Source organism: Mycoplasma suis str. Illinois (genome assembly GCF_000179035.2).
GTDB classification, from domain to species: Bacteria; Bacillota_I; Bacilli_A; order Mycoplasmatales; family Mycoplasmoidaceae; genus Eperythrozoon_A; species Eperythrozoon_A suis.
This window is the reverse complement of sequence record NC_015155.1, coordinates 273,711-296,774: the sequence shown is the minus strand read 5'-3', so window position 1 is coordinate 296,774 and position 23,064 is coordinate 273,711. Positions and strand designations below refer to the sequence as shown.

Here is a 23,064-nt window from a genome sequence, read left to right as displayed (position 1 = left end):
TAGATTCCCTAGGCTTTTAACCTAGAGAAAAAGATTTAACTACTTAAATTATTTATCGTCTATATTAAATTCGTCTGAACTCTTTTTAAGTTTAGACTTATGTAGTTTGTAGATTCTTCCTGAGATGTCAGAAGTCTTTGCATCTCAGTCTTTATCAATTGGAAGATAATTAATTCTTTCAGCTTTAGCTTCTTGAATAGTTTTCAAGAAAATCTTTCAACCAGTCAATAGAGAAACTAATTTAACATTAGTTCCTCTTTTGCCAATTGCAAGAAGAAGATTGTCTATTGTTGTAATTAATGTAATTGAATTTTCCTCTTCTTCAGAAATTTTGTATCCCAAAATTCTTGTTCCTGAGAAAGCGTTAATAATATTCTTGATTGGGTCTGAATTCCAAAGAATTACATCAATTCTTTCATTTAGAAGTTGAGAGGAAATAACTTTTAGTCTATTTCCTTTTGGACCAATACAGCAACCTACTGGGTCAATATTGTTGTTCTTAGTGCTTACAAGTACTTTACTTCTCATTCCTGAAATTCTCGCAATAGCATTAATGGTTACTAATCCATCATGTACTTCTGAAATGTGCTTCTTCATAAGATACTTAACTATTGCTGGACTAGTTCTAGAAAGAATAATTGGACATCCAGCTGAGTTTTCTAGAACTTCCTTAATTTCGAAGTTGTAAATCTTTCCTGGAACTAAATTTTCATACAGTCTATATCCATCATTGGATAAAGCTTGAATTAAGTCTGATCTATAAACAATACCTTTAGTTGTGTGAGCTTCATTTTCAGGATCAATTAAGCTCACAATAATTTCTTTAGGAAGTTTTTCCTTAGTTTCAAAGATTTTTTCTACCATTCCCTCAAAAACTTCTCCCTTTCTACTAATTCACTTTTCGTGAATTTTTTGGTTAACAGTTTCAAGTGTTAATTTTTGGAAGTGGAAAAGTATATTCTTAACAATTTTTGTACTTAAATCTTCCAAATTAACAGGTTCTGAATAATATTGTCCAACCTTTAATTTCTTTTGATATCTTTGGGGCAACTTACTTACTGGAATTAAGCATTCACTATCTTCCATACCTTCTCCATAAAAATATTCTTCAGTAACTACTTTTAGTTCTTTTCAAAGTTCTATCTTGCAATTTTCAAGATCTATTTCCAACTTAACTAGACTATCAGAATATTCTCTCTCAAAAACATACTTAAATGATTCCTTTAGGAAATCTGAAATAGTACTCTTTTCTAGAGAGTACTCCTTAGAAATTTTTGTTATTGCTTCTAAAAATTGCTTGTGATTTATATGCATAGTTTCTTTACTATTATTCTTCCATTTCTTCTCCTTCCTCCTCTTCTACTATTTCTATTTTCTTACCAGCAACTCTTTCTAGTAAGTTATGAACAAGTTCTTTCTTGTTTTGACTGTACATAACATCGAAAGCAATACAGAACTCATAAAGAGATAGGTAAACCAAAGTAACTACTCCCAAAATCATTACTAAAGGAAGAGCAACATACCACGCTATTTCCGAACTTGTTTTTCACGCAACTATCCATAATATTAAATATAGTCCAAAGAGACAAAAAGATGAAACAAGCCCAGAATGAAAGTATTTCATTCTTTCAGGCTTGATAAGTTCTTTACATCCATAGTTTTCTTTAAAAGATCTGTGAACATAAAGAAAAAAGAAAGTTAAGAATATTGGTGAGCTGGCACTGAGTGTAGCTCAACTACCTGTATCTCCAGCATTTGTTAATGTCCCTTTACTTTTGAGAATAACCATGACAGCAAGGGCAATTGCAGGACCAAAGACACTAACAACTAGATAATATCAATATTTGTGTTTCCATTTAAGTACTAATCTTCCTCCCTCTCCTGTATTTGTAATTTTTTTATATAGTTATCTATTACAGCATGAACTAATTTGTATTCATCTTCTCCGTAATCCTTTGCTATTTGAACTGACTGTTGAATTAAAACTGCAGGTGTAGTTTTATATACTGAGTATTCTGAAAATGCTTCCAACAGTATTGCAAGAATACTGAGATTTAGTCTCCCAACATCTCAATCATCTCGTAAGAGATTATTGATTTGCTCAATAAATGAGTCTTTATTTTTGATGTATTTCTTGAAAATACGTCATTCAAAATCACTTCAAAAGTTTTTTCCAACTTCACCAATTTTTCTAGATTCATTGAGCTCACTTCAGATTAGATCTGAATAAATAGCTTCGCAGATGTGAATCCTCTTTTGAAGTCTTGTAAACCTATTAGAGGATTCACTCTCAATATTCAATTCATTTATCTCTTATTGTGAGTAGTTGACAACAACTCTAGATGTTCAGGTAAAGTTATCATACTGTCATCTTTATAAGCTATTAAAGTTTCTTGTCCTACTGCTTCAGCAATAGCATCGCATAGTAAGTTAGCTATTAAATATATTGACTTAGGAGAGAAATTATTGGCCGGAATTGAGAAGTCAATAATTTCTGGATTATTGTTACTATTAACTACTCCTACTACTGGAATATCCATTTTTTTAGCTTCCTTAATAGGAATTAAGTCATTTACTGGATTGAAAATTACCAAAACGTTTGGTAATTTAGAAAGACCCTTAATTCCATCGTAGTTCTTTTCAATTTTTTGCTTCTTTTTTCTTAATTGAGAAATTTCTTTCTTAGTTAACTGTTGGTGAAGATTTTCTTGTCTAAGAAAATCATCAAGCTCAGTTAACTTATTTAAAGTCTTGTTAACTTGTTTGAAGTTAGTGAATAATCCACCCAATCATCTTTGAGTGATATAGAAAGCATTAACTCTTTTAGCTGATTCCTTAACAATATCAGCTATTACTTTATTTTTTGAAGAAACAAACATAATTTCAAGACCTGATCTTGAAAGGTCATATAGATAGTCATAAACACTTTGAAGGTGTTCCATTGTCTTTTCAAGATTAATAATGTGTCTTTTCTTGTATTCTTCTTTTAGTAGATATGGAGCCATCTTTGGCTCTCATAATCTTGATTTAGCTCCTAAATGAAGATCAAACTCAATCATTTTTTCAAGAGAAATTAACTCCTTCTTATTACTCATTAAAAATACCTAACTATCTAAATTTAAATTTAATGTTTGTAGATTATCTCCTAACCTCTAATTTGCTCATACATATATAAAGATAATACTTTTACAAACCTACTTCTTTTTAATTTCTAAATAGAAAATTTAATAGTATAGAACACAAAACTCCTTAATTCTTAATTAAAAAGAAGTAGAAAGTATGTCATGAGAAATTCCTGTATCTGTTGTAGTTTCAGCTCTTGTTTTAGCTTCTTCTTATGTTTTTCAACTAATTTATAAGCAAAAAATTAGTGAAAAAAATAATAAAGAAAAACAAGAAGCTGAAATCAAAAAAGTTGAAATAGCTCATCAACATGATTCCAGTCAACTTAATCTTCTTGTTGATTTCGCAAAAGATGCTAAATCGGCTTTTGCAAAAGAGAAAGAAAATAACTTAAGAGAAGAAATTAAGAAAGAATTCGAATGAGAAAAGAATTCACTAATTGACGAAATTAACAGAAAGAATAGCAAAATCTCTATTCTGGAAGAAGAAAAAAGAGACTTAGTGAAAGAAAAAGATTGAATGAGCAACATGATAAATAGCTTAAAAGAGAATCAAAAAAATTATTCTCTTTTCATCAACTTCTATGATTCCTGTAGAAGTTGAGGTCTTAGTGATACTGAAACATTAAAAGATTTCATCACTTATTGGAGAGATAATAAAGAACTAATAGATCAGTCAAAACTAAATGCAAGCAAAAATAAGAAAGATGGTCCTATGAGCGGAAAACTACTTGAAAAAGAATGAGAAAACATTTTTAAGCAAGTGTTTTCTATTTGAATGCCACATTTTGTGGATTTAAGTAAGCAACCTAAAAACCAATTAGGTCAGAAAGCTGACTTCCTAATTCGTTTTTATGGAGCTAGAGGTCATATAGATGAAGGTATTGGGAGCATGAAAATACTTATAGAGTTAAAGACTTCTAATATTTCTAAGAAGTCTTTTAACGGTATTGAATGCATAAGAGAATTAGAGAAGCAAGTAACTAAATTACTAGAAGAAACTAGATACAATACTGAAAGATTTGATATCGCTCTCTTCATTGTTGGGGAGAGAGTTAGACAACAATTATTGCATTCTCAAGAATGCATTTGAATTGGTATAGGTCAAAATGAAAACCCAAACCTTGAGAATTGAAGAATAGAGGGAGACCCTATTCTTGTATTTACAAGTTATGAATTTTCTCACATTTTCCTGAAGAACTTATTCCACTCTTGATGATTATTCTCTCAAATGGTGAGTCACAAATTATTAACTAATATTCGAAAATTGAGACAATTTGAGGAACGAATTCCAAATATAAATAGACAAATATTGTCTTACTTGGACAAAGTAAATGACTCTAAAAATGACTATTTCGAAAAACTTCAGGAAATAATAGGAAAAATTTGAAAATTAAGTGAAGAATGGAGACAATGAATTGTTAAGAAAGAAGTTGGTGATGAAAATCTAAAAGTTATTAAGAATCAAATGTGTAATGCAATAGATTGAGTTAAAGTTTCATCCATACAGCACGATAAGAGATGTAAGTGTGAAACTTGTCAAAAAGAAAGATGAATTAAAAAGTGTAAGGAAGGTAAAGCAGGAGGAAAACTTGTTGTATGGGGGGAAAGTAATAATGAACTCATTAGATGAAAATCACTTAGAAATGACAATGAAGATTATTGTTACTGATAACAATTCCTGTATCCCTATAAACCCTTAAGAATAGGTTTATTTGGAGGGTCTTTTAACCCTCCACATTTAGGTCACAACTATCTAGCTAAATATGCAATTAAAAAGCTCAAATTAGACTGACTGATATTTATTCCTGCATATCAGTCAGTAGAAAAACCCAAAAATATTTATGCTTCTGCAGCAGATAGATTGCAAATGATTAACTTATCTTTCCCCAAAAAGAAGACAATAGTGTCTTCTTTCGAATTGAATCTACAACAAGCTGTAGAGTCAATAATTACAGTGAAGCACTTTAAAAATCTTTTTTCTTCCTCTGATCTTTACTTTCTTTTCGGAGAAGATCATTGCCCAACACTACATACTTGAGAAAACATTAGAGAATTGTTTTCTTTAGCTTCTCCAGTTATGTTCAAGAGAAATAAACCTTTTTCTCTTGAAAAAACTCTATCTTACTTCGAGAAGCTAGAAATCTCTAATGTTCAAATACTAAATAACTGTTATGTTCCTTTTTCTTCTTCACAATTTAGGACTTTCGGCAAAAAGAAATTTTTGCACAAAAATGTGCAAAAATATATTAAGTCTAAGAAGTTGTACCTACATACTTAATTGGAGTCTTATTGTGAAGAAGCAATAGGTACATCAATCTCTTAAAGGATTTTTCTTCTAATCCTTTAACTTCTCTTAATTCTTGAACATTCATAGAAGCTTGAGTAGCGAAGCTTCTATTTCTTCTTAATCTAAAGTATTCAGTTAGATCTACATATTCTGGTCTTGATTCTCTTAGCTTGCAAGCAGCTAAGTAGAAGCAAGTAATAAGTGCTGTAAGGAAGCACAGAGAAGAAAGAGGGCCAGTATAACTGGCCAAAATAGATGCTAGTATGTAATATCCTGTCAGGATAATATATCCTATTCCTCACAGACAGCTAAAGAAAATAGCTGTCTTTTGAGTACTATAGTTTTTATATTCCAGCGGAATAAATAGAAGTACTGACTGAATTCCTAGTCCTGAAAAGGACAGGAAGAAAGCTCCAACAAAAATAATTACATTTGTTAATCAAAAAATGTAATCACTAGTTCCTCCGAAGAAGTGCATAAGAGTTGCTGCTCCTGCCATAAATACTCAAGTAACCAACATCAAATTCAGAGAACACTTTACAATTGATGTTCTCTGAATTTGTGTTAAGTTCAACTTTCCTAGGAAATAAAGGCCGAAACATGTTCCAGAAAAGAAAACTACAGTGAATAATGATTTTCAATCAACAACTGATGAAGTTTGAGAATTTTTTTCTGTCCCTCCATTTCCTAAAGCGGAAATCATATCTTTCAACTTTCCAGGAACAAAAGAAGAAAAGAGAACTGAAACAACCAGAAGACAACTATAAGCAAGAATTCACATTCATGCTTCTTTTTCTCTCAGGAGAGTGAAATAGTTTTCTGGCTTACTTACAGTCAGTTTCTCCTTAAGAGAAACTATTTCAAAATCCTTACCGTTTAGGTAGAAAACAATTAAGGGAATAAAAGAAAATAGAGCAGTAATTGAAGAAGTTCACTGTCAATGTTTGGTTAAGAAAGTAGATACTGGAGAAATCATGAACAAAAGGTTTACTAATAGCCCTGAAAGGGCGAAAGTAAATCCGTTTCAAGCCGCTAATTTCTTCCTTTTTTCTGGAAGAACTAATTTAGATAAAAGAGGAGATATGTAAATAATTGTTAGAGTTCCTCCAGCCGCCATAACTAGTCTTCCCAAAATCAAAACTGTTCAATGAGGGCTAAAAATTAAAGGAAGTGAAACTGTCACTAATCCGCAAGCCATCAAACAGGCTTTTCGGAATCCTAACTTAAGCAATATATAAGAAGCTGGGATTGTGAAAATCCCTCTAGCAATGGTAATTGAGTAATTAACAGCTTCTGAAGCTACTCCTTTCGAAATTTCAGGAAAAGTTACTGCCCAACCAGTGGATTTTGAAGAATCCCCAGTCATCTTAGAGAAAATTAGCCAGTTTGTACAGAACATACAGTAGGCAAAAAATAGTGAAATTCACATATTAAAGGCCTTCGGATAGAAGGCCTTTAAATCTAAATTAAGATTTAGCTTATATTTATTATTTGTTCTCTCTGGAGGCCAAAACGGGAGAGTCTCCCTAAACCTAAAAGAAGCTAGCAAAATCCTAAAAAGACATTACTAACCTATTTTTATAGGGTTTACTTTTTAGTGTTTTGAATAACTAATTAATTTTAGATTAATAATTTTTATTGAATAAAAAAAAGAAAATCTTAGATTAGACCTTTGAATTCAATTATTTTTCCTTCTACCCTTTTTTTTAGATTTTCTTTTATTATTTCTCTCTACTATTACTTTTTTTGCGAATGGAATGATACTTCCTTCGCAACAATTAAGTTCGCAAACTAGTCTTTCAACTTCTCAAGTTGTTTCATCTTTTCTATATAACTCCTTCTTAAATGGAAAGAAGGCCTCCAATGGCCTTGAATTCTCTTTTTGAAATCTTTTTCTAAATTGAACAAAACTGTTCTATTTAGTTGCCATTGGATCTATTTTCCTTTTCATATACATAAAAAGAAAAGATAATTTCCAACTAGAACAGTTTTGCGATAAATATCTACCAGAATGTAAATTCTGGTTATTTCACGCAACAATTAGACCTGGAATTGATATCTTCTCTCATTTAGCCCAAAGTTGGGCTCAGAATGGGAATAGAGAAGAAATTAAGAGTGTTTTTATGTTGATGACAACAGTTGGAGTTTTTTACAACACATTTATGTATATGAGATCTTCTTGAGTTCCCCTAAAAGGTCAACTCTTTTCTCTTTACAAGGATAAATATGGTAATTTTGACTCCTCTAGACTTAGATACTTTTTAGGAAGAATTTTTGGTTTACTACTTATAGAAATAATTGTTGCTATATCTATTTATCACGTAATGAAATTAATTTTTCCTAGTGTTGAGGGAACTAGAAATCAAGAAGAAATAGAAAATAAAATGTCAAAAACTGAAAACATTTTGTTTGCAGCTTTTAACACTGTTATGATTGCTCCAGTTGTGGAGGAATTAATTTATAGAAGAGCTCTTCTAAAAACAGCTAAATTCTCAAATATAGCTGTTGTTACAAGCTCTCTTCTTTTCGCTATATCACACATGAGTGTGACTCAAGAAACTATATTTCACTTAACTGTTTACTTTGTTGGGGGAATGTTTTTTGCTCTAACTTATAAATATTTCAGAAATATTTGAACTAGCATAACATTGCATTCGCTCCACAATTTATGTACACTAATTATTTTTCTAGTGAAAATTAGTGCTAAAGGGGCCGCCGCAAAGTCCCACTTAATTATTTAGCTCTCTTTAGCGAGCTTCTATTAGTCTCTTATTTTCTCTTCAAGTTCTACCAAATTTAGATATTTTTTTATCTCCTAACTTAACTAGGTCGCCAGTAAAGAATACATTAACACTTGTTAAGAATTGTCCAACTCCAAATCCATCAACTTCTATTCTCTCTCTAATAAATTTCTTTATTCTTTCAGGAGTTAATCCTGAAGAAATATAAATCTTTACATGCTTCCCTCCGGAAGCATCTAAAGCTGATCTAAGTCTATTAACTAGAGTAGTATTTACTCCTCTATATTCTTCATTATCGGGTAAGTCACTTAGTGACTGATCCTTAATTGTGGGGTGAGTATCTACTCTCACTCCCTTCAACTTTCTTCCGAATGCTTTTAATACCTTTAGTGAGTCTTCAATTACGTTGTTATTGAAGTCCACTAAAGCAATTATTGGAAGAGTTGGGTGAGTCTTGTGATAGCATTTCATTGCTTTCACTATATCTCCCTCAAATATTTGGATAGCTCCGTGAGGGAGAGAGTGATAAACCTTTATTTTTTCCCTAATAAATGTAGGTAAATCCTTATAGTATGGAAAGCTCCTAAGATTAGGAGCTGAAAAAAGCTCTAATACCTCCTACATAATAAGATCAACAGTCATTATTTATGTTTCTGTGATGGTCAGATCTATCTGCCATACAAATAACTTCAATGCCTTGAGCTGATTCAATGCATTGCTTTGCATTTGTGGCTAAAGAAGAAGATCTTGAAAGTATTCCATCTATTAGTCCCTCATAGATGGCAATATACTTGTACTTTCCTTCTAGTTCTAGAACTACTTCTAAATTATCTACTTGAGTTCCCTCCTCTAGATATCTAACAATTATGTTTTTAGAACTAATTTCTTCTTCTAGTAGTTCTAGAACTTCTTTTATTCCAGAAAGGATGACTCCATCCTTTCTTTGAAAGAATTGCATAGTAACAATATCCTCAGAGTATGAGGATGATAATTCCTGAGCATCAAAAAAATAACTCGAAATAATTTTTCTGATGCTTCCTTTCACCCCCAATTAATTTAAAACCTTATCCTTATTTATGGGAGTATTTTTACAATTGACGTAAAAGTTCGACTTCTCCTGTGGCAGGTCTAGCAGTACCTTAAACTGTTAAATTAAATCCAACAAACGTACTTAATTTAGTCGGAAGCGGTCTAGGCAGTCTAGCAAGTAGTTACTTTCTAACTGTTTAAAAGTTTTTAATTAACTTTTAGGAAGGGGTCTTAGTCGCACTCTAAGGGGGAAGTAAAATAGGAACTTTTATCGGAGATGGGAGAATGACCCATTGCTTCCACCATTTTTATAAAGTTTTTATATAAGGGATTAAATATCTTATATGTCTAAGATAGTTAGAATCGGAATCTTAGCCGCAAATGGCATTGAGGATATGGAATTCATTATTCCATTTGATATCTGAAGAAGAGCTAAGTTTGTAGTAGAAACAATTTCTTGTGAAGTTAAGAATAATGCAACTTTGCATTATTCAAATATGAAGATTACTACAAACTTCAAATTAAAGCTGACTAATTTAGAACAATATGATGTATTGTTCTTCCCTGGTGGTCCAGCTTTTAGAGCTTATTTGTCGCCTCCAGCGACAGCTAAAGACTTGAGTGAATCAAAGCTACACACAACAATTAAAAAGTTTTATAAAAACCCAGATAAATGATTAGTTTCTATATGTGCAGCTCCTATTTCTATGCTTTCTATCTTGGAAAGAGAGCTGCACCCAGACACTAAATTTACTTGCTATAACGAGCCAAAACTAATTGGAGATTACTCCAAGCTTTGAATTGATAAGCCAATAGTTATTGATCATGAAAGAAAATTTATAACTGCTCAAGCAGCTAGTTGCGCTACACAACTAGCTTTCTTAGTAGTTGAACTGTTCTGCGGAAGAGAAGAAGCTACTAAGTTAGCTAAAACTATTCTTTACGATTACGTTTCTCCTTTAGATTCTTCTAATTAACTCTTAAGTTTTTAGTTTTTTTACTTAGTTAATTAAAAAAATTAACTAAGTATTAAGTTGTCTTACTAGTTCGTTGTTGTAGATTCACTCTCTAGCTTCCTTGCTGGAAGCTAGAAGTGAAATCAAAAGGTCAACTGTTTCTTCTGACAAATTTTCTTTTAGTTTTCCAATATTTTCTTCTTCAAAGTCAAATTGATTTACTTGATAAAGGAAAGTCAAATAGTTTTTCTTTTGACCTCCTTTATCAATTGTGAATATATAAGGTGATTTGTTTTGGACTCCTGTTTGCAGGAATCCAGAAAATCTATTTCACATTCTATATAGATTTTTAGTATCAAGAGGGGATTGCTGTCCCTCTTGTCGTTGACCTTCTGCAACTTGAACTTGTTGATTATTATCTTGTTCCAAAACTTCTGAAATCTTTTTCTTTAATTCCTCAATTGTTCAATAATCAACATCAAACTCTTCATTACTTTTATGTTGTTCATGATAGGAATGAAGAGCTTGTAGCAATGTTGAAGTAGGTCTAATTGGATCTTCTATATTTAGATATTTTTTAAGTTTTCTCTTTAAGTGAAGAGCTCCTAGGAGCTCTTTCAAATCAGAATTATTTTCTAACTTAGTTTTTCAATTGTCTTCGAAGAAAAGACCTTCTAGAATTTGACTATTTTGCTGAGATGATTCTCCTTCTTCATCAGATTTTTCTGATGAAAAATTAGTATTCTTATAGCTGTTTGAATTCCAGAATTTATCAAAAATTGCTTGTCTTAATTCTTCTGGAATTTCTCTAGTTGAAAACTTAGGCCCTATAAGGCCTAAGAATCCACTTAATTTCATATCACCTTCTCTTTCCTTTTCTTCAGAAACATTCTTTTTTGCAGCTTTAGCTGTAAAGATTGTTTTATTGGAGTGAAAACTTTTTTCTTGATTTTTTTCCTCCTTATCTTTAGACAATTGCATTTCGCCCAATAACAATGGGTTTTGCAAATCTGTTGGTAATTCACTAACAAAAGAAGAAGGTAAAATCTTTATTTTTTGGGAGTAATCCCCTTCCTCTTCTTTTGTTAATTCTTCTATTTTCTTTTGGTCAATTTCTTTCAATCAAACAAGATAAGCATTCTTGTTTGAACTTTGACTAAATATATGATTGATTAATTTAGATAGGTTTTTGTTCTTATCTTTAGTTAGTCAATAAATAGAGTAAAGATAAGAAAGTAACTCTTGATTGCTTTTGGAGTTACTTTCATAAGCTCCATCACTTAAGTAATAATTTCTAAGAACTCAGGAGTTCTTAGATTTAGTAATTAAAGGATTTAAATTTTTTTCATTTTCAGATCCTTCCTCTTGCCCTTCTTCTTCAGAGTCTTCATTAGATTTTTTGTAGCTCCCAAATATAGATCTTTCTTCAGTTGGCAAATTTAGCCAACTATTTAGGAAGAAAGTGTGATTAATTATTTTGCTTCATTTATCTCCATTATTGTCTTGGTCAGATTCCTCACTTTCTTCTGATTCTTCATTATTTTTCAAGTTTTCTTCCAAGAATTTGGAAAAACTTGAAATTAATTCTGAAATACTACTTTCTTCAGGATTTTCATTATTTTGCTTGCTAAACAATTCTCTTATTTTTTCTAGGAATAAGGTATTCATTATTAGAGACTTATTCTCTGATAATTTTTCTAATTGAGCTCTTTGAAGTGGCTCATTCTTGAAAGTCTCTTCTAGTGAAGAGATTTTTAGAAGTTCAGATTTACTTTCTCCCTTAAGTTTTTCTTTTAAGTCATTAGCTTTTTCCTCCAAACTATATATATCTGTTTCCTTCATAAAAGGACTAAATAGATTTACATAAAAACCATCATTTTTTCTTTCTGATGATCCATTATTTTCTTTTTGAGATTCTGAACTTCTTCTCTTTCTTCTTAGAGATTCAAACTTAATTTCTTCTTCCGAAGATTCTTCGGAAGTATCAATTTTTCTCTTAAATGGGTGAGGACTAAATAGTCCATCTGTAGGTTTCAAAAGAATCATCTTTTCATTTTCCTGTGAACTATCACTGCTATCGCTACTATCTGAATCAGTTTGTGGTGAGTGAACTTTAAAGGAAGTTGGAACTTCCTTATAAATTGATGAAAGGTTAGTTGAGAATTTCTTTATATTTCCAACTCAGTAAAGTTGGTCTAAGTATTCATTAATTAACTTAAATATTTCTTTGTGTTTTTCAAAGTATTCCTTGAAACTTCATTCTTCAGTTTTAGTTCCATTATTGAGAGTTAGTTTGAAAGAAAAACTTGAATTTGAAGAACTCTTAGATAGAAGATATTTGAAGAATGTTTTTTCAAAGTTATTGCTTAGGAAATCAATAACTTGATCTTTAATTTCTTTATCCATTGAGTCAATGGATAAATATTGAGAATTTAATTTATTATTTCTAGGAATGTAATAGAAATTAATTCCATCTGCCTCTCTTGAGGCAAAGATCTTATTAACTCCGGATATGAATCCTGTCTTAATTTCTCTTATTCCATAAAGGCATGCTTGATCTGCCCCATTACTTCCTCCATTCTTAACTGGGATTTTCTTCCAAAAATTATCATCAAAGACTGATTTTTCAACTAGCAAACAATGCTTGTTTTGCTCTTGTGTTTGAGATGATTGATTATTTTTAGGTAATTTTTCCAAGAACAAAAGTAGTGGGTTTTGAAGAACATCTTGAGAATTTGACTTAGTTAAGTCAAATTCGTCAATAATGTCTTTTGAGAATCCATTAGAACTCAAATTCAAAAGATGGAGATAAGTTGCTAACTTTCTTCCATCTGATATTTTTTGAAGTTCTGAGATAGTAAGCAATTTCTTTCGGAATTGCTTATTAAATTCCATAGGCTTACTATTTTTAAGATTCGTCATAAATTCCCTATATTTGGAGTTTTCTCCAAATTTAGGTCACAAATAATCTTTATTGGTACTCTTACTAATACTTCTGTAATTTTCGGAAGAAAAGGTTTTTTCACCTTGTCCATCCGAAGAATATTTAATATTTCACTCATAAACTGAAAAAGGTTTTTCCTTTTTCAGTCATTCTTGAAACACAAATTCTCTGAAATCTCCAAATTGGGATAACAAGAATCAACCTTTTTCCCCGAAGAAGAAATCAGTAAAGAAATTCTTTACTAGATTTCAGGAAAAATCATCTAAATCATTCTTAGTTTTCCAATAATGAAAGTGGTAGTAAAAGAAAAACTTATTTAGTTTTTGAGATATTGGGTGGAATCCCTCGGGATTCTGCCAAATTTTGATAATTCACTCCATAAGTAATTGCTTAACTACATTCGAAATTGTGTTTTCCGAGAATGTAGTTAAGTTTCTAGAGAATAGAAGTGAAACTTTTTCCGTTTCATTATCTCCAGGAACAGAAGCCAAAATATTTCTTCAACGCTTAAGCGTTGATTCATATTCTGTCATTTCTATTTTTTCTTCTGGAGTCCCAACAGCTTTAGCTATAGGGATTCCGGCCCCTCCCCCCAATATAGCGAGGAGTATTAGTTTTCTAAAAAATAGCATATTTTTTAACTAATTCAAGTGTCTACTATCTATATGATTTTTGAACTTAACATCATGAGGTTTTAGCTTATATGTATTGGAGAAGAAATTCTTTTCTGCTCCCTCTTTATTAATTATTTCTTCTGTTTCCTGAATTAGAAGTTCTGTCAGAACTTCTTCAGGAAGCATTCCAAATAAAGAACATAGTTTTTCTTCTGAAGAAAAATCGGAATCAGAAATTTGAATATAGTATCCACCATTAGCATATCCTTGTTTTCTCTTAAAGAATTCTTGACTTAAAGGGTTTTGGCTTTCACTATTTGTTCCATTTGAAGGAGCGGAACTTGAGCCTCCTGAATTTCCCCCAGAACTTCCTCCACTATTTGAACCGCTAGAACCTCCTCCAGAATTGGAATCACTAGATCCACTTGAAGAAGAAACTTGTGCAGCTTGAGCTACTGGTTGAGTCTGAGTTAAACTCTTATCTCCAAATATTTTTCCTATTTCTTCTTTACTAAAGATTTTGGAAGCATAAAGTGATTGGTTCATATTTTTTAGTTGGTAGATAAGAGCATTCTTCTTATCTTCCAAATAAAGTTTTCTTTCAGTAGTGGTACCACCACTTTGACCATTATCTGATCAATAAATAGATTCAGCTCTATAGAAGGAAGGTCATATCTTGCTATCTATTTGATATAGCCTATTTATTAGATCTTCTAATCTACTGAAACTATTTATTCCTTTTATGTAACTTATTAGATCATCTAGTTTCTCAAAATTAAATAGATTTTCTTTCCCATCAGGATTTATATCCTGATTCTTTTTCACTGTTTTTAGAATTACAGATACTTTTCTCTTTCCTGAAGATGAAGTATCTGACAAGCTACTTCCATCTTCATTTACTTCTGCCCCCCTCTTTCATTGACTTCTAATTGACATTTTCAAATCTTTTTTAGAATCAGAAAAGCCACCTCAATAATTCTCACTTACTTGCAAGAAAGGACTGGCTATCCTGTTGGTTGTACTGTCTTTACTTTTATCTAGTTCAAAAAGTAAGTAATGGTACTTACTTTTATCACTGAGTTGATTTTTTAGTGTATTTTGAAGATTTCTAAATTTATCTTTGGTTATGTAATCCAAAGATATTAGGAAATCTAACAAAGAGTTTTTTTCCTTAATGTTTATTAGATTGTTTTTTTGCCAAATATAGAACAATTGAAAATCACTGAGTGATTTTTGTTCTGTTCCTGAAACATAATTTTTATCCCTAAATTCAGGAAACTCTATTCAGAAATTAAAGTAATTATCTCCTATTTTTCGCAAATAATTTCTGAAAAGATATTTTTTCATTATTGACTCAAAAGATTTTTCAGCCCTCTCTATATTGCTTTTTGTTCAATAATCAGTTAATTGACAAGGTTGTCCATTACTTGGTTTAGCTTCACTTCCAGAAGTCTTAACCAAATCAAGTTGAGGGATATTTTTATTGAATTTCAAAATATCATCTCAACTTGTTTTTGTGGAAGGTTGTTCTTGACCTTTCTTTACAAATAACTTATTGCTTCCAAAAAAATTAGTATCTCCTAGCAACTTATCTTCTTTAACTATGTAGTTAATGAAGTCTTTTTGAGAAAACAATTTATCTAGCAAGAAGTCAAAGATAGGATCTCTCAAAAAGACTCTTTGACTATCTTGGATATTGAAACCATTACTTCTGACTCTCAAATCAATTTGAGGATCTTGAAGTAATGTTTTTACAGATTCATAGTAAGCAGAAAGTTTTTCTAAATATTTATTGTTTTTGCTGGATTGAGAATCATCCACTGAAACTTGTTGTGCAGCAACATCCGAATTCTTTTCGAAAGAAATTTTGAAAACTTTCTCCTGATCTGGGAATCTTTCTTCCCCAGAAGAAGATATATTGTAGGCGAAAGGAGAAGTTAATCCTTCTCTTAAATGGCTTTGCGCATAACTACTTAAAAGTCAAGAAGTTTTAAGTTCTCAATCTTTTTCCCCATAAGCTTCTATTATTCTTCTTCTAAGTTGAATAATTTTGGAATAATTTTTCTGTTCAGTTTGTAATTCAAGAAGTTTTCTGAGAGAATCAGAATACTTCTTGAAATATTCTTTATCCCTTAAGGAATCAAATAGAGGTGATTTATCACTTTTTGTAATAAAGAATTCCGCAAATAATCTATTAAAGTTACTGTCCAAATAACTTGAGAATTTTTCCACTCAGTCTTCTGAAGTGGAAATAACTTTTTCGAGAGAAATAGAAGATTTTTTATTTCAGATATTTTGTAAATTTCTGAAATTAAATCACTTGAATAATTCTTCAAGATGTTTTCCATTACTACTTCCTCAAGTTTCTTCTCCATCTAGCTTTATTGCATGAACTCCTCTTTGATCTCTAAAGAAAGTTCACTTAGTATCAGTTTCTCTGACATCATAAATATGATTCGCACTTTTATCATTTTTCTTAACAATTGAAGAATCAAACCAAAGGGTTTTATTCAGAGTTAAATTGGATTTATTTTCCAAAAATATTGAAATTGGATCATTGAAGTTATTTTGAGAGCTATTTCCCTTTAGAGTTAATTTGTTTATTTCTGAACTAACACTACCACCTCTTTGGTGGGAGTCATTCCCATTAATTTTTTTACTTACTAAGTAACTAGATACTAAAGCTGAACCTATTGAATTCTTTTCGAAAGAATTAAAGATATTTATTAAAGTCCCATTTTGAGGTTGGTCTCCCATTCAAATTGGGACATATTGTTTTTCTAGATTTAATTGATCTCCGGAACTATGGGTTCCATTCCCATTCTTACTTATTTTTGATAAGAAAGATTTGAATTTCTCAATAGTTTCCTTAGAAAATATTGGGAAAGAATAACTTGCTCTAGCAGGAGCATTATTTCCTAAATAAGAGAAATCATATTTTTCTCTTAATTCTGCTTCTGTAGCATTCTGGTTATAGTTCCAACTAATTAACCAGAAGTAAACTGGAAGAGTTTCTTCGAATCATTTTCTGTAACTTCAATTGAGGAAATCATATTTTCCTCAAATCATTCTTTCTGATCCCTCAGTTTGAGAATGTTGTCTTGTCGGATAAAACCCTGTTTTATCCCAATTAGATTTGTTTTCAATTTTTGAAGGATAAACAAAATCTCCCTTACTTAAGAAATATTTACATATATCTGTATTATTGTCAGAATCATGTTTTCACTGCTGTTGAGAATTAATCTTGAAATCAAATCTGTTTACAAAAGTTAGGAACTTTTTGACAAGTTCATAACTTTTGAAACGAAGTCCAAAAGAATTCATACTTTGTTTTGATCCTCAATAGTTATCCCAAAAGTCCCTTTGGGGATTTTTAGGTTTTAGTTTTTCTCACGCATTTTGGAATTGTTCTTCATGTTGAACTTCCCACTCTTTTAATTGCTTATAAGTTCAGTCGGAAGACTGAGAAAGATATCATCTCTTAGATAATTCTTGAACGAAGGATTCTAGTAATCCTTCTTGAGCTTCAGAATTTATAAGTGATTTTTGAAGAAATTTAGAAGCACTTACTTGGTCATATATATTGATATTTGTTAAGTCTTTAAGTCCTTCTTTTAGAGGAGATACATCATTATTTCAATGCTGTATCTCTCTAACTATAGGAGAAGTAGCAACTACAGGAGCTAAAACTCCTGTCCCTACTACTGCAGTAAAGAGTGCTTTTTTTAATGTAAAAAGAGAAAGCATTTAGTTTTTTCTTTTTAAATTATTTAATAAATAATAGGAATAAATTAAAAAACTATGGATTTTAAAAAACTAAATGATCAAGAAATAGTTAGAAGAGAGAAGTTAAATAAGCTCATTGAACTAGGAAAATCACCTTATAAAGTAGAAAAAGTTGATGTAACCTTCTCTCTTTCTGATGTTATCTCTAGAGGTCTAGAGATAACTCAATCCTTCTGTTGTGCGGGAAGAGTTCTACTTATAAGAAGAACTTTCTTTGTCCTGTCAGAAAACGGGAAAAGACTACAAGCATATATAAATATAAAAGAAGATCAGGGCAAAGAACTATTTAAATATTTTGATGAATTTGTAGACATAGGAGACTATTTAAGTATTAGTGGTAATTTGTTTACCACTAAAACAGGAGAACTTACTGTTAATGTTTCCTCTCTGCAAATTATTTCTAAATCTCTAAAACCTTTACCAGAAAAAAGGGTTGGAATTACCAACCCTGAATTAATGATGAGAAATAGAGTGGGAGCTCTTCTAGTAAATAATGATCTACTAGAAGACTTAGGATGAAGATCAAAAATTATTTTTGAGCTTCGGAATTATCTAAATAGTCTTGGATACTTAGAGTTTGAAACTCCAATACTTCACAAAATAGCTGGAGGAGCTGTTGCTAAGCCATTCAAAACTTTTCACAATTCCCTAAAAGAGGAACTATTCCTAAGAATAGCTACTGAACTTCACCTAAAAAGACTAATTGTTTCAGGATTTACCAAAGTATTTGAAATTGGTAAATCCTTTAGAAATGAAGGAATAGATAGTACTCACAATCCAGAATTTACTTCTATAGAAATATATACAACTTATTTAGATATGGAGTTAACAATGGACTTAACAGAAAACATTATTCTACATCTAAATAAGTTGATATCGGAAAGAACTGCCGGAGAAGAAAGGCAGAGAGGGATTTCTTCTCTAACTTTCGAAAGAAAAGCTATTTGAGAACTTTTGCAAGAAAAATTAAATGTTGATTTCCTAAATAATCCTCCTTCTTTGGAAGAAATGCTTAAACTAGCCTCTAAGTGAAATATTCACTTAGAAGAACATGAAAAGAATTGATCAAGTATTTATGAAAAACTATTTGAAGACTTAATTTCTCCAGAACTAAAAAACCCTACATTTGTGTATGGTTTTAGTTCTGAGCTTTCTCCATTGGCTAAAAAGGATTTCAGTAATGAAAGATTTGCTAGACGTTTTGAACTATATATGGATGGAGTTGAATTAGCTAATGGATTCTCGGAGCAAAATGATCCAGAAGAACAACTAAATCAATTTAAGTTACAAGCTTCCAGAGAAACCTCACAAGGGGGAGTAGATTATGACTATATTTCTTGCCTGGAATATGGTCTTCCGCCGACAGGAGGTGTAGGAATAGGGCTAGATAGGCTCATTATGTTCCTCCTAAATAGACAATCTATTAAAGAAATTATTGCTTTCCCCCACCTAAAGGGGTAATTAAAGAAATTAAAAGGAGAGTAAGCTCTCCTTTTTTAAAAAATGAAAAATAACAAGTTAGTTCTTCCTCAATTATTTGTTAAGACTAATCATTCAATATTTGAATCCACTATATCAATGGATCAACTTATTGAATTTAGTCTTAAAAATAAACATAAACATGTTTTTTTCACTGAAAGTCAGTGAATAAAACATTTTCCCACTTTTCACTTAAAAGCTAAAAATAAGGGATTGATTCCCTTATTATCTCTCCACTATATATGAGAGAATTCTTCTGAATGACTTTTAATACCTAAAAATTATGAGGGCTATGAAGCCCTTTCTAGATTCACTAATAAAAATGAATTACTAGAAGATAATGAATGATCTCAAATTATCAAGATTTTCATCTCAGGAGATGAAAAATCTATACCTTGAAAAGATGATCAGGATTTTTATATCGCCAATTCTGATTGCCCTCAGGGAATCTCAGTTAGAGAAAATTTATTTTTAAAAGAAGAAGACTACGATCTTTTCGCCTTAGTCTCTTCCCTCAAAAATAAAAGTAGTTTTTCAAGAGAGCTAGAGCTTAATTCCCATCTCAAAAATTCTTATTTATTAAATAATTACTCAGAAAACAATAATGTTCAGCGAATAAAAAATCTAATAAAACTTCTGAAAGAATGTAACTTTTATTCCCTAAGGGAGAAATCTCAACTTTCTCTCTTTAAAAAAAATAAAAGGGGAGAAATACTAGAGCATTGTTCTAGTAGATTGGAAAAATATATTCTTGAATTTCCAAAAGAAAAACAATTGGAATATCAAAAAAGATACAAGAGAGAAATTAATTTATTCGACTTGAAAGGATACTGAGATTATTTCTCAATTGTTTGAGAATTAACTCAGTATATTCAAAAGTCAAATATATTGATAAGTCCTGGAAGAGGATCTTCCTGCGGAAGTCTTCTCATTTTCCTTATGGGAGTGAATCAAATTGATCCTTTTAAATATGGGTTACTTTTAGATAGATTCTTGAATGAAACTTCTGAGAGAATGCCAGACTTAGATATTGATATTGAGGGATCTAGAAGACTAGAAATTTTGAAATTTCTCCAAAGTACATTTGGAGAAGAAAGTTTTATTATTCCTTCAATTTTGAAGAGAATAAAAAATATTAATTCAATATTTGCAGCTCTTCAAAAAGTTTTTTCTGAAGAAGAAAAGGATAGTCAATTGATAGGTAAATTAATTGATTTACCTTTTCTAATACAACCGCACCCTTCCTCAATTATTCCTATATTTAGTACTTTCCTAGAAAGTACATATAAAGATGATAATTCTGTATTTCCAGTGACTCCACTGGAATACAGCTCAACTTCTTATATCCACTTACAAAAATTTGACCTCCTATCCTCTCAATATCTGGAATTTATCTCAGAAATAATAAAAGATATTGGCTTTTCGAGCCAACAATTATTTGAGATAAATTTTGAAGATAAAAATACTTGAAATCTTCTAAATAGAGGACTAACTTACTATCTCTTTCACTTAGATAGTAGTTATATAAAAAGTATTATTCCTATGTTTGAGCTCAAGTCTATTTCAGACTTAGCTCAATTACTAGCTATTATTCGTCCAGGAATAAATAAACATATCTCTAAATTCCTGAACTATAAATCTCCAAAAGATTCCAATTGTCCTCCCCTAATAAGAGAATTATTACTAGAAACTAGAGGAATAATTCTCTTTCAGGAACAAATAATGAATATAGTTTCTAAAGTGACAGGAATGTCACTTTCTAGTTCTGACAAGTACAGGATAATTCTTCAAAAAAACAAAATAGAAGAATTATCTTCCTTAAAAAGAGAATTTTTCTCTTTAGCTAGAGAAAAAAAGAGAAATAATTTCGAAATTAATCAAATTTGAAATTTCATAAATACTTTTGGAAAGTACAGCTTTAATAAATCTCATGCTGTAGCTTATGCTGCGCTTTCATTTCAAGCAGCATATCTAAAAGCTAATTATTGTGAAAAATTTTTTATTTCAGCAATTAAAAGAGAGGGATTAAGTGAAAGTTGTTTGGAAGAAATTAAGTCTATGGGCTACAAAATTAAGGTAATTAATTTCTTAAATAAGGTAAGTCACACAGGATTTTTTGACTCAGAAAAAAAAGAGTTTTATATAGGACTTAATGGAATTAAATATGGATCTTCTCAACTATTTCAATTAGTTAAAAAGATTGAATCTGAAATAAAAAATAATTCCTCAAATTTAAGTAATTTAATTTCTCTCCTCCTCTCTAACGGAATAACTAGAGAAGATATAGAGAAATTAAATTATCTTGGTTGATTTAATCCAATATTTTCTGGTGAAGAAAATCCCTTATATTTATCTTTTGAATGAGATTCTCTTTATAAAAAGCTAATTTTTGGGACAAATAAAAAAGAAATTAGAGAATTTTCTGAGCAAGAAAAAGAAGACTTTAGAGATAAGCAAATTAAAAATCTCAACTTTAAGTTGGATTATTTAATTGGAGAAAATTAAATAAATGGTAAGCGCGCCCAAGAGAGCTATCCTAATTGACGGAAGCTCTCTCATATATAAATGTTTTTTTCTTTAGATGCAGAAAAAAAGAGAGATACTCCCGAAATGAAAAAGAAATTTATGAACTTACTACTTTTACAAGTTCGTAAGTGAACTACTTTAAATAATTACTCTCACGGAGTAATGATTTTTGATATTGACAGAAAAAGCTTCAGAACTGAATTACTTCCAGAATATAAAGCTAATAGGGATCCAATGCCTCCAGAATTACTTAGTTGACTTCCTGAAGCTGTTTCTGCAGTATCAGAAACAGGACTTAAAGTCGTATATGCTCCCAAGGGTTATGAGGCAGATGATTTAGCTGGAACTATTTCTAAATCTTTATCCGAATACGACTTTAAAGTAGATATCTTCACTACTGACAGAGATTTTTTTCAACTAGTTGATCATTTAATCTCTGTCTATAGAGTTGGGAAATCTTTCCAAATTGAAGTCAATAATCACTTAAATTTCTCCCAATTAAATGAGGGATTATTGCCTTCGCAAATTCCATTACTAAAAGCTTTATCGGGAGATGCTTCCGATAATTATTCTGGAATTCCAAAAATTGGCCCTAAAACAGCAACCAAACTAATACAACAATTTAAGACAGAAAATATTTTTCTGTCTTCTTTAGAAGAAATACAAGAAGAAAAATTAAGACAAAGTATTCTAGAAAATGAGGAACAAATAAAGTTGTTCCTAAAAATATCTAGAATAAAGACTGACTTAGATTACAAATTTGAAATCTCTGATTTCTTGCTAGGAAAACCAACAACCCCCACAACTCTTCTTAATTAGGCTTTCTCCTTTCCCCCCCTATTTGGGGGGGGAAGAGAGTTACCTAACTAAACAGTTGCTTGCTTTTTCATTAATTTATTTAAGAAAGTTTGATTGACGCATTTAACTGAAATGGGTTTTTGATCATTTCCGCTTAAATTGAAAATCAAAGCTTGATTTCCTTCTTTTAACTCTCCTTGTAAATTATTCTTCTTTTCTTTGAGTTTTGTTAATAGATTTTTACATGTAATTCCTTTTAGATAAAAGGTTGAAGCCTCTTGCTTCCCATTGTCTGGCAATATTTGTCTTTCCTGAGAATTTGATTTAACTATATTTTTTCAGCTACTCTCATTTAACTGAGTTCTTTCTCTACCCCCTCATAATCAAGAAATTGAAGAAACAAAAGAAGACAGTCAATTTACACTGTCTTCTTTTCCCATATATCAAAACAATTCTTTATTACTTTCTGTTTTTGATTTAGCTTCAGCACCTTTTCAATTTGATCCTTGACCTCTAACAATTTTTAAATTACCTGATTTGTTATTTAAATCTTCTTTTAATCCACTTCCAATAACTATTTCTCCATTTTCGCCCTGTTTAAAAATAACTAAATTATTAGAATTTTCATTTTTCTTCTCCTCATTGGAAGAGAAAAAAGTTATTGTTCCTCCACCTATAGCTCCAGAAAAGAGAGCTATAGGTAGTACTAGCTTTTGGAGCATAAGGTTTTATTTATTTGCCAGTTAGAATTTTATGCTCTACGAAAGGATTTCCCTTGT

17 protein-coding genes are annotated in these 23,064 nt (G+C 30.8%); 7 read left to right on the top strand and 10 right to left on the bottom strand.

Annotated elements, in window-relative coordinates:
* Positions 1-48: 48 nt before the first annotated feature.
* The 4 genes from MSU_RS01745 to rpsB all read right to left on the bottom strand — a co-directional run bounded on the left by MSU_RS01745 (position 49) and on the right by rpsB (position 3,095).
* The gene (locus MSU_RS01745; RefSeq protein ID WP_013609004.1) at positions 49-1,314 is read right to left on the bottom strand and encodes a NusA N-terminal domain-containing protein; all 1,266 of its coding nucleotides are present in this window, start codon (positions 1,312-1,314) and stop codon (positions 49-51) included.
* A 13-nt stretch (positions 1,315-1,327) separates the two neighbouring features.
* Complete coding sequence (locus MSU_RS01740; RefSeq protein WP_013609802.1) at positions 1,328-1,789, bottom strand: hypothetical protein; 462 nt, start codon at positions 1,787-1,789, stop codon at positions 1,328-1,330.
* Positions 1,790-1,863: 74 nt separating this feature from the next.
* A complete protein-coding gene (locus tag MSU_RS01735) occupies positions 1,864-2,301 on the bottom strand; it encodes a transcription antitermination factor NusB (RefSeq protein WP_013609002.1) in 438 nt (145 codons plus the stop codon).
* Positions 2,302-2,306: 5 nt separating this feature from the next.
* Positions 2,307-3,095, bottom strand: a complete 789-nt coding sequence (gene rpsB / locus MSU_RS01730) for a 30S ribosomal protein S2 (protein ID WP_013609801.1) — start codon at positions 3,093-3,095, stop codon at positions 2,307-2,309.
* Positions 3,096-3,279: 184 nt separating this feature from the next.
* Between rpsB and MSU_RS01725 the strand changes: the two genes are divergently transcribed.
* Positions 3,280-4,797 (top strand): hypothetical protein, encoded by a 1,518-nt coding sequence (locus MSU_RS01725; protein WP_013609800.1) that lies wholly within the window; start codon positions 3,280-3,282, stop codon positions 4,795-4,797.
* A 6-nt stretch (positions 4,798-4,803) separates the two neighbouring features.
* Positions 4,804-5,403, top strand: coding sequence for a nicotinate (nicotinamide) nucleotide adenylyltransferase (gene nadD / locus MSU_RS01720; protein WP_013609799.1), 600 nt, complete (start codon positions 4,804-4,806; stop codon positions 5,401-5,403).
* Here nadD and MSU_RS01715 read toward each other — a convergent pair.
* On the bottom strand, positions 5,378-6,778 hold the full coding sequence (locus tag MSU_RS01715) for an MFS transporter (RefSeq protein ID WP_043885151.1): 1,401 nt from the start codon (positions 6,776-6,778) through the stop codon (positions 5,378-5,380). The two genes, nadD and MSU_RS01715, sit on opposite strands and share 26 nt — an antisense overlap.
* A 391-nt stretch (positions 6,779-7,169) precedes the next feature.
* Between MSU_RS01715 and MSU_RS01710 the strand changes: the two genes are divergently transcribed.
* Positions 7,170-8,153 (top strand): CPBP family intramembrane glutamic endopeptidase, encoded by a 984-nt coding sequence (locus MSU_RS01710; RefSeq protein ID WP_013609797.1) that lies wholly within the window; start codon positions 7,170-7,172, stop codon positions 8,151-8,153.
* Positions 8,154-8,159: 6 nt separating this feature from the next.
* Here the strand turns inward: MSU_RS01710 and MSU_RS04740 are convergent, their stop codons facing one another.
* Positions 8,160-8,633 (bottom strand): nicotinate phosphoribosyltransferase, encoded by a 474-nt coding sequence (locus MSU_RS04740; RefSeq protein WP_237696905.1) that lies wholly within the window; start codon positions 8,631-8,633, stop codon positions 8,160-8,162.
* A gap of 109 nt (positions 8,634-8,742) precedes the next feature.
* A complete protein-coding gene (locus tag MSU_RS04735; protein WP_237696916.1) occupies positions 8,743-9,198 on the bottom strand; it encodes a nicotinate phosphoribosyltransferase in 456 nt (151 codons plus the stop codon).
* Positions 9,199-9,526: 328 nt separating this feature from the next.
* Between MSU_RS04735 and MSU_RS01695 the strand changes: the two genes are divergently transcribed.
* Positions 9,527-10,159 (top strand): DJ-1/PfpI family protein, encoded by a 633-nt coding sequence (locus tag MSU_RS01695; protein WP_013609796.1) that lies wholly within the window; start codon positions 9,527-9,529, stop codon positions 10,157-10,159.
* 45 nt (positions 10,160-10,204) lie between these two features.
* On the opposite strand, the gene MSU_RS01690 is transcribed toward MSU_RS01695, so the two are convergent.
* The gene (locus MSU_RS01690; RefSeq protein ID WP_013609795.1) at positions 10,205-13,714 is read right to left on the bottom strand and encodes a DUF3713 domain-containing protein; all 3,510 of its coding nucleotides are present in this window, start codon (positions 13,712-13,714) and stop codon (positions 10,205-10,207) included.
* A 9-nt stretch (positions 13,715-13,723) separates the two neighbouring features.
* Complete coding sequence (locus MSU_RS01685; RefSeq protein ID WP_013609794.1) at positions 13,724-17,443, bottom strand: DUF3713 domain-containing protein; 3,720 nt, start codon at positions 17,441-17,443, stop codon at positions 13,724-13,726.
* A 54-nt stretch (positions 17,444-17,497) separates the two neighbouring features.
* Between MSU_RS01685 and lysS the strand changes: the two genes are divergently transcribed.
* From lysS to MSU_RS01670, 3 genes are read left to right on the top strand one after another with little or no spacing between them, the layout of a single operon-like run.
* Entirely contained in the window at positions 17,498-18,943 is a 1,446-nt protein-coding gene (lysS, locus tag MSU_RS01680) for a lysine--tRNA ligase (protein ID WP_013608992.1), read from the top strand.
* A gap of 42 nt (positions 18,944-18,985) precedes the next feature.
* Positions 18,986-21,466, top strand: coding sequence for a DNA polymerase III subunit alpha (locus MSU_RS01675; protein ID WP_013609793.1), 2,481 nt, complete (start codon positions 18,986-18,988; stop codon positions 21,464-21,466).
* Positions 21,467-21,526: 60 nt separating this feature from the next.
* On the top strand, positions 21,527-22,306 hold the full coding sequence (locus MSU_RS01670; protein ID WP_013609792.1) for a 5'-3' exonuclease: 780 nt from the start codon (positions 21,527-21,529) through the stop codon (positions 22,304-22,306).
* A gap of 47 nt (positions 22,307-22,353) precedes the next feature.
* Here MSU_RS01670 and MSU_RS01665 read toward each other — a convergent pair whose 3' ends face one another.
* Positions 22,354-23,007 (bottom strand): hypothetical protein, encoded by a 654-nt coding sequence (locus tag MSU_RS01665; RefSeq protein ID WP_013608989.1) that lies wholly within the window; start codon positions 23,005-23,007, stop codon positions 22,354-22,356.
* Between the last annotated feature and the right edge of the window lie 57 nt (positions 23,008-23,064).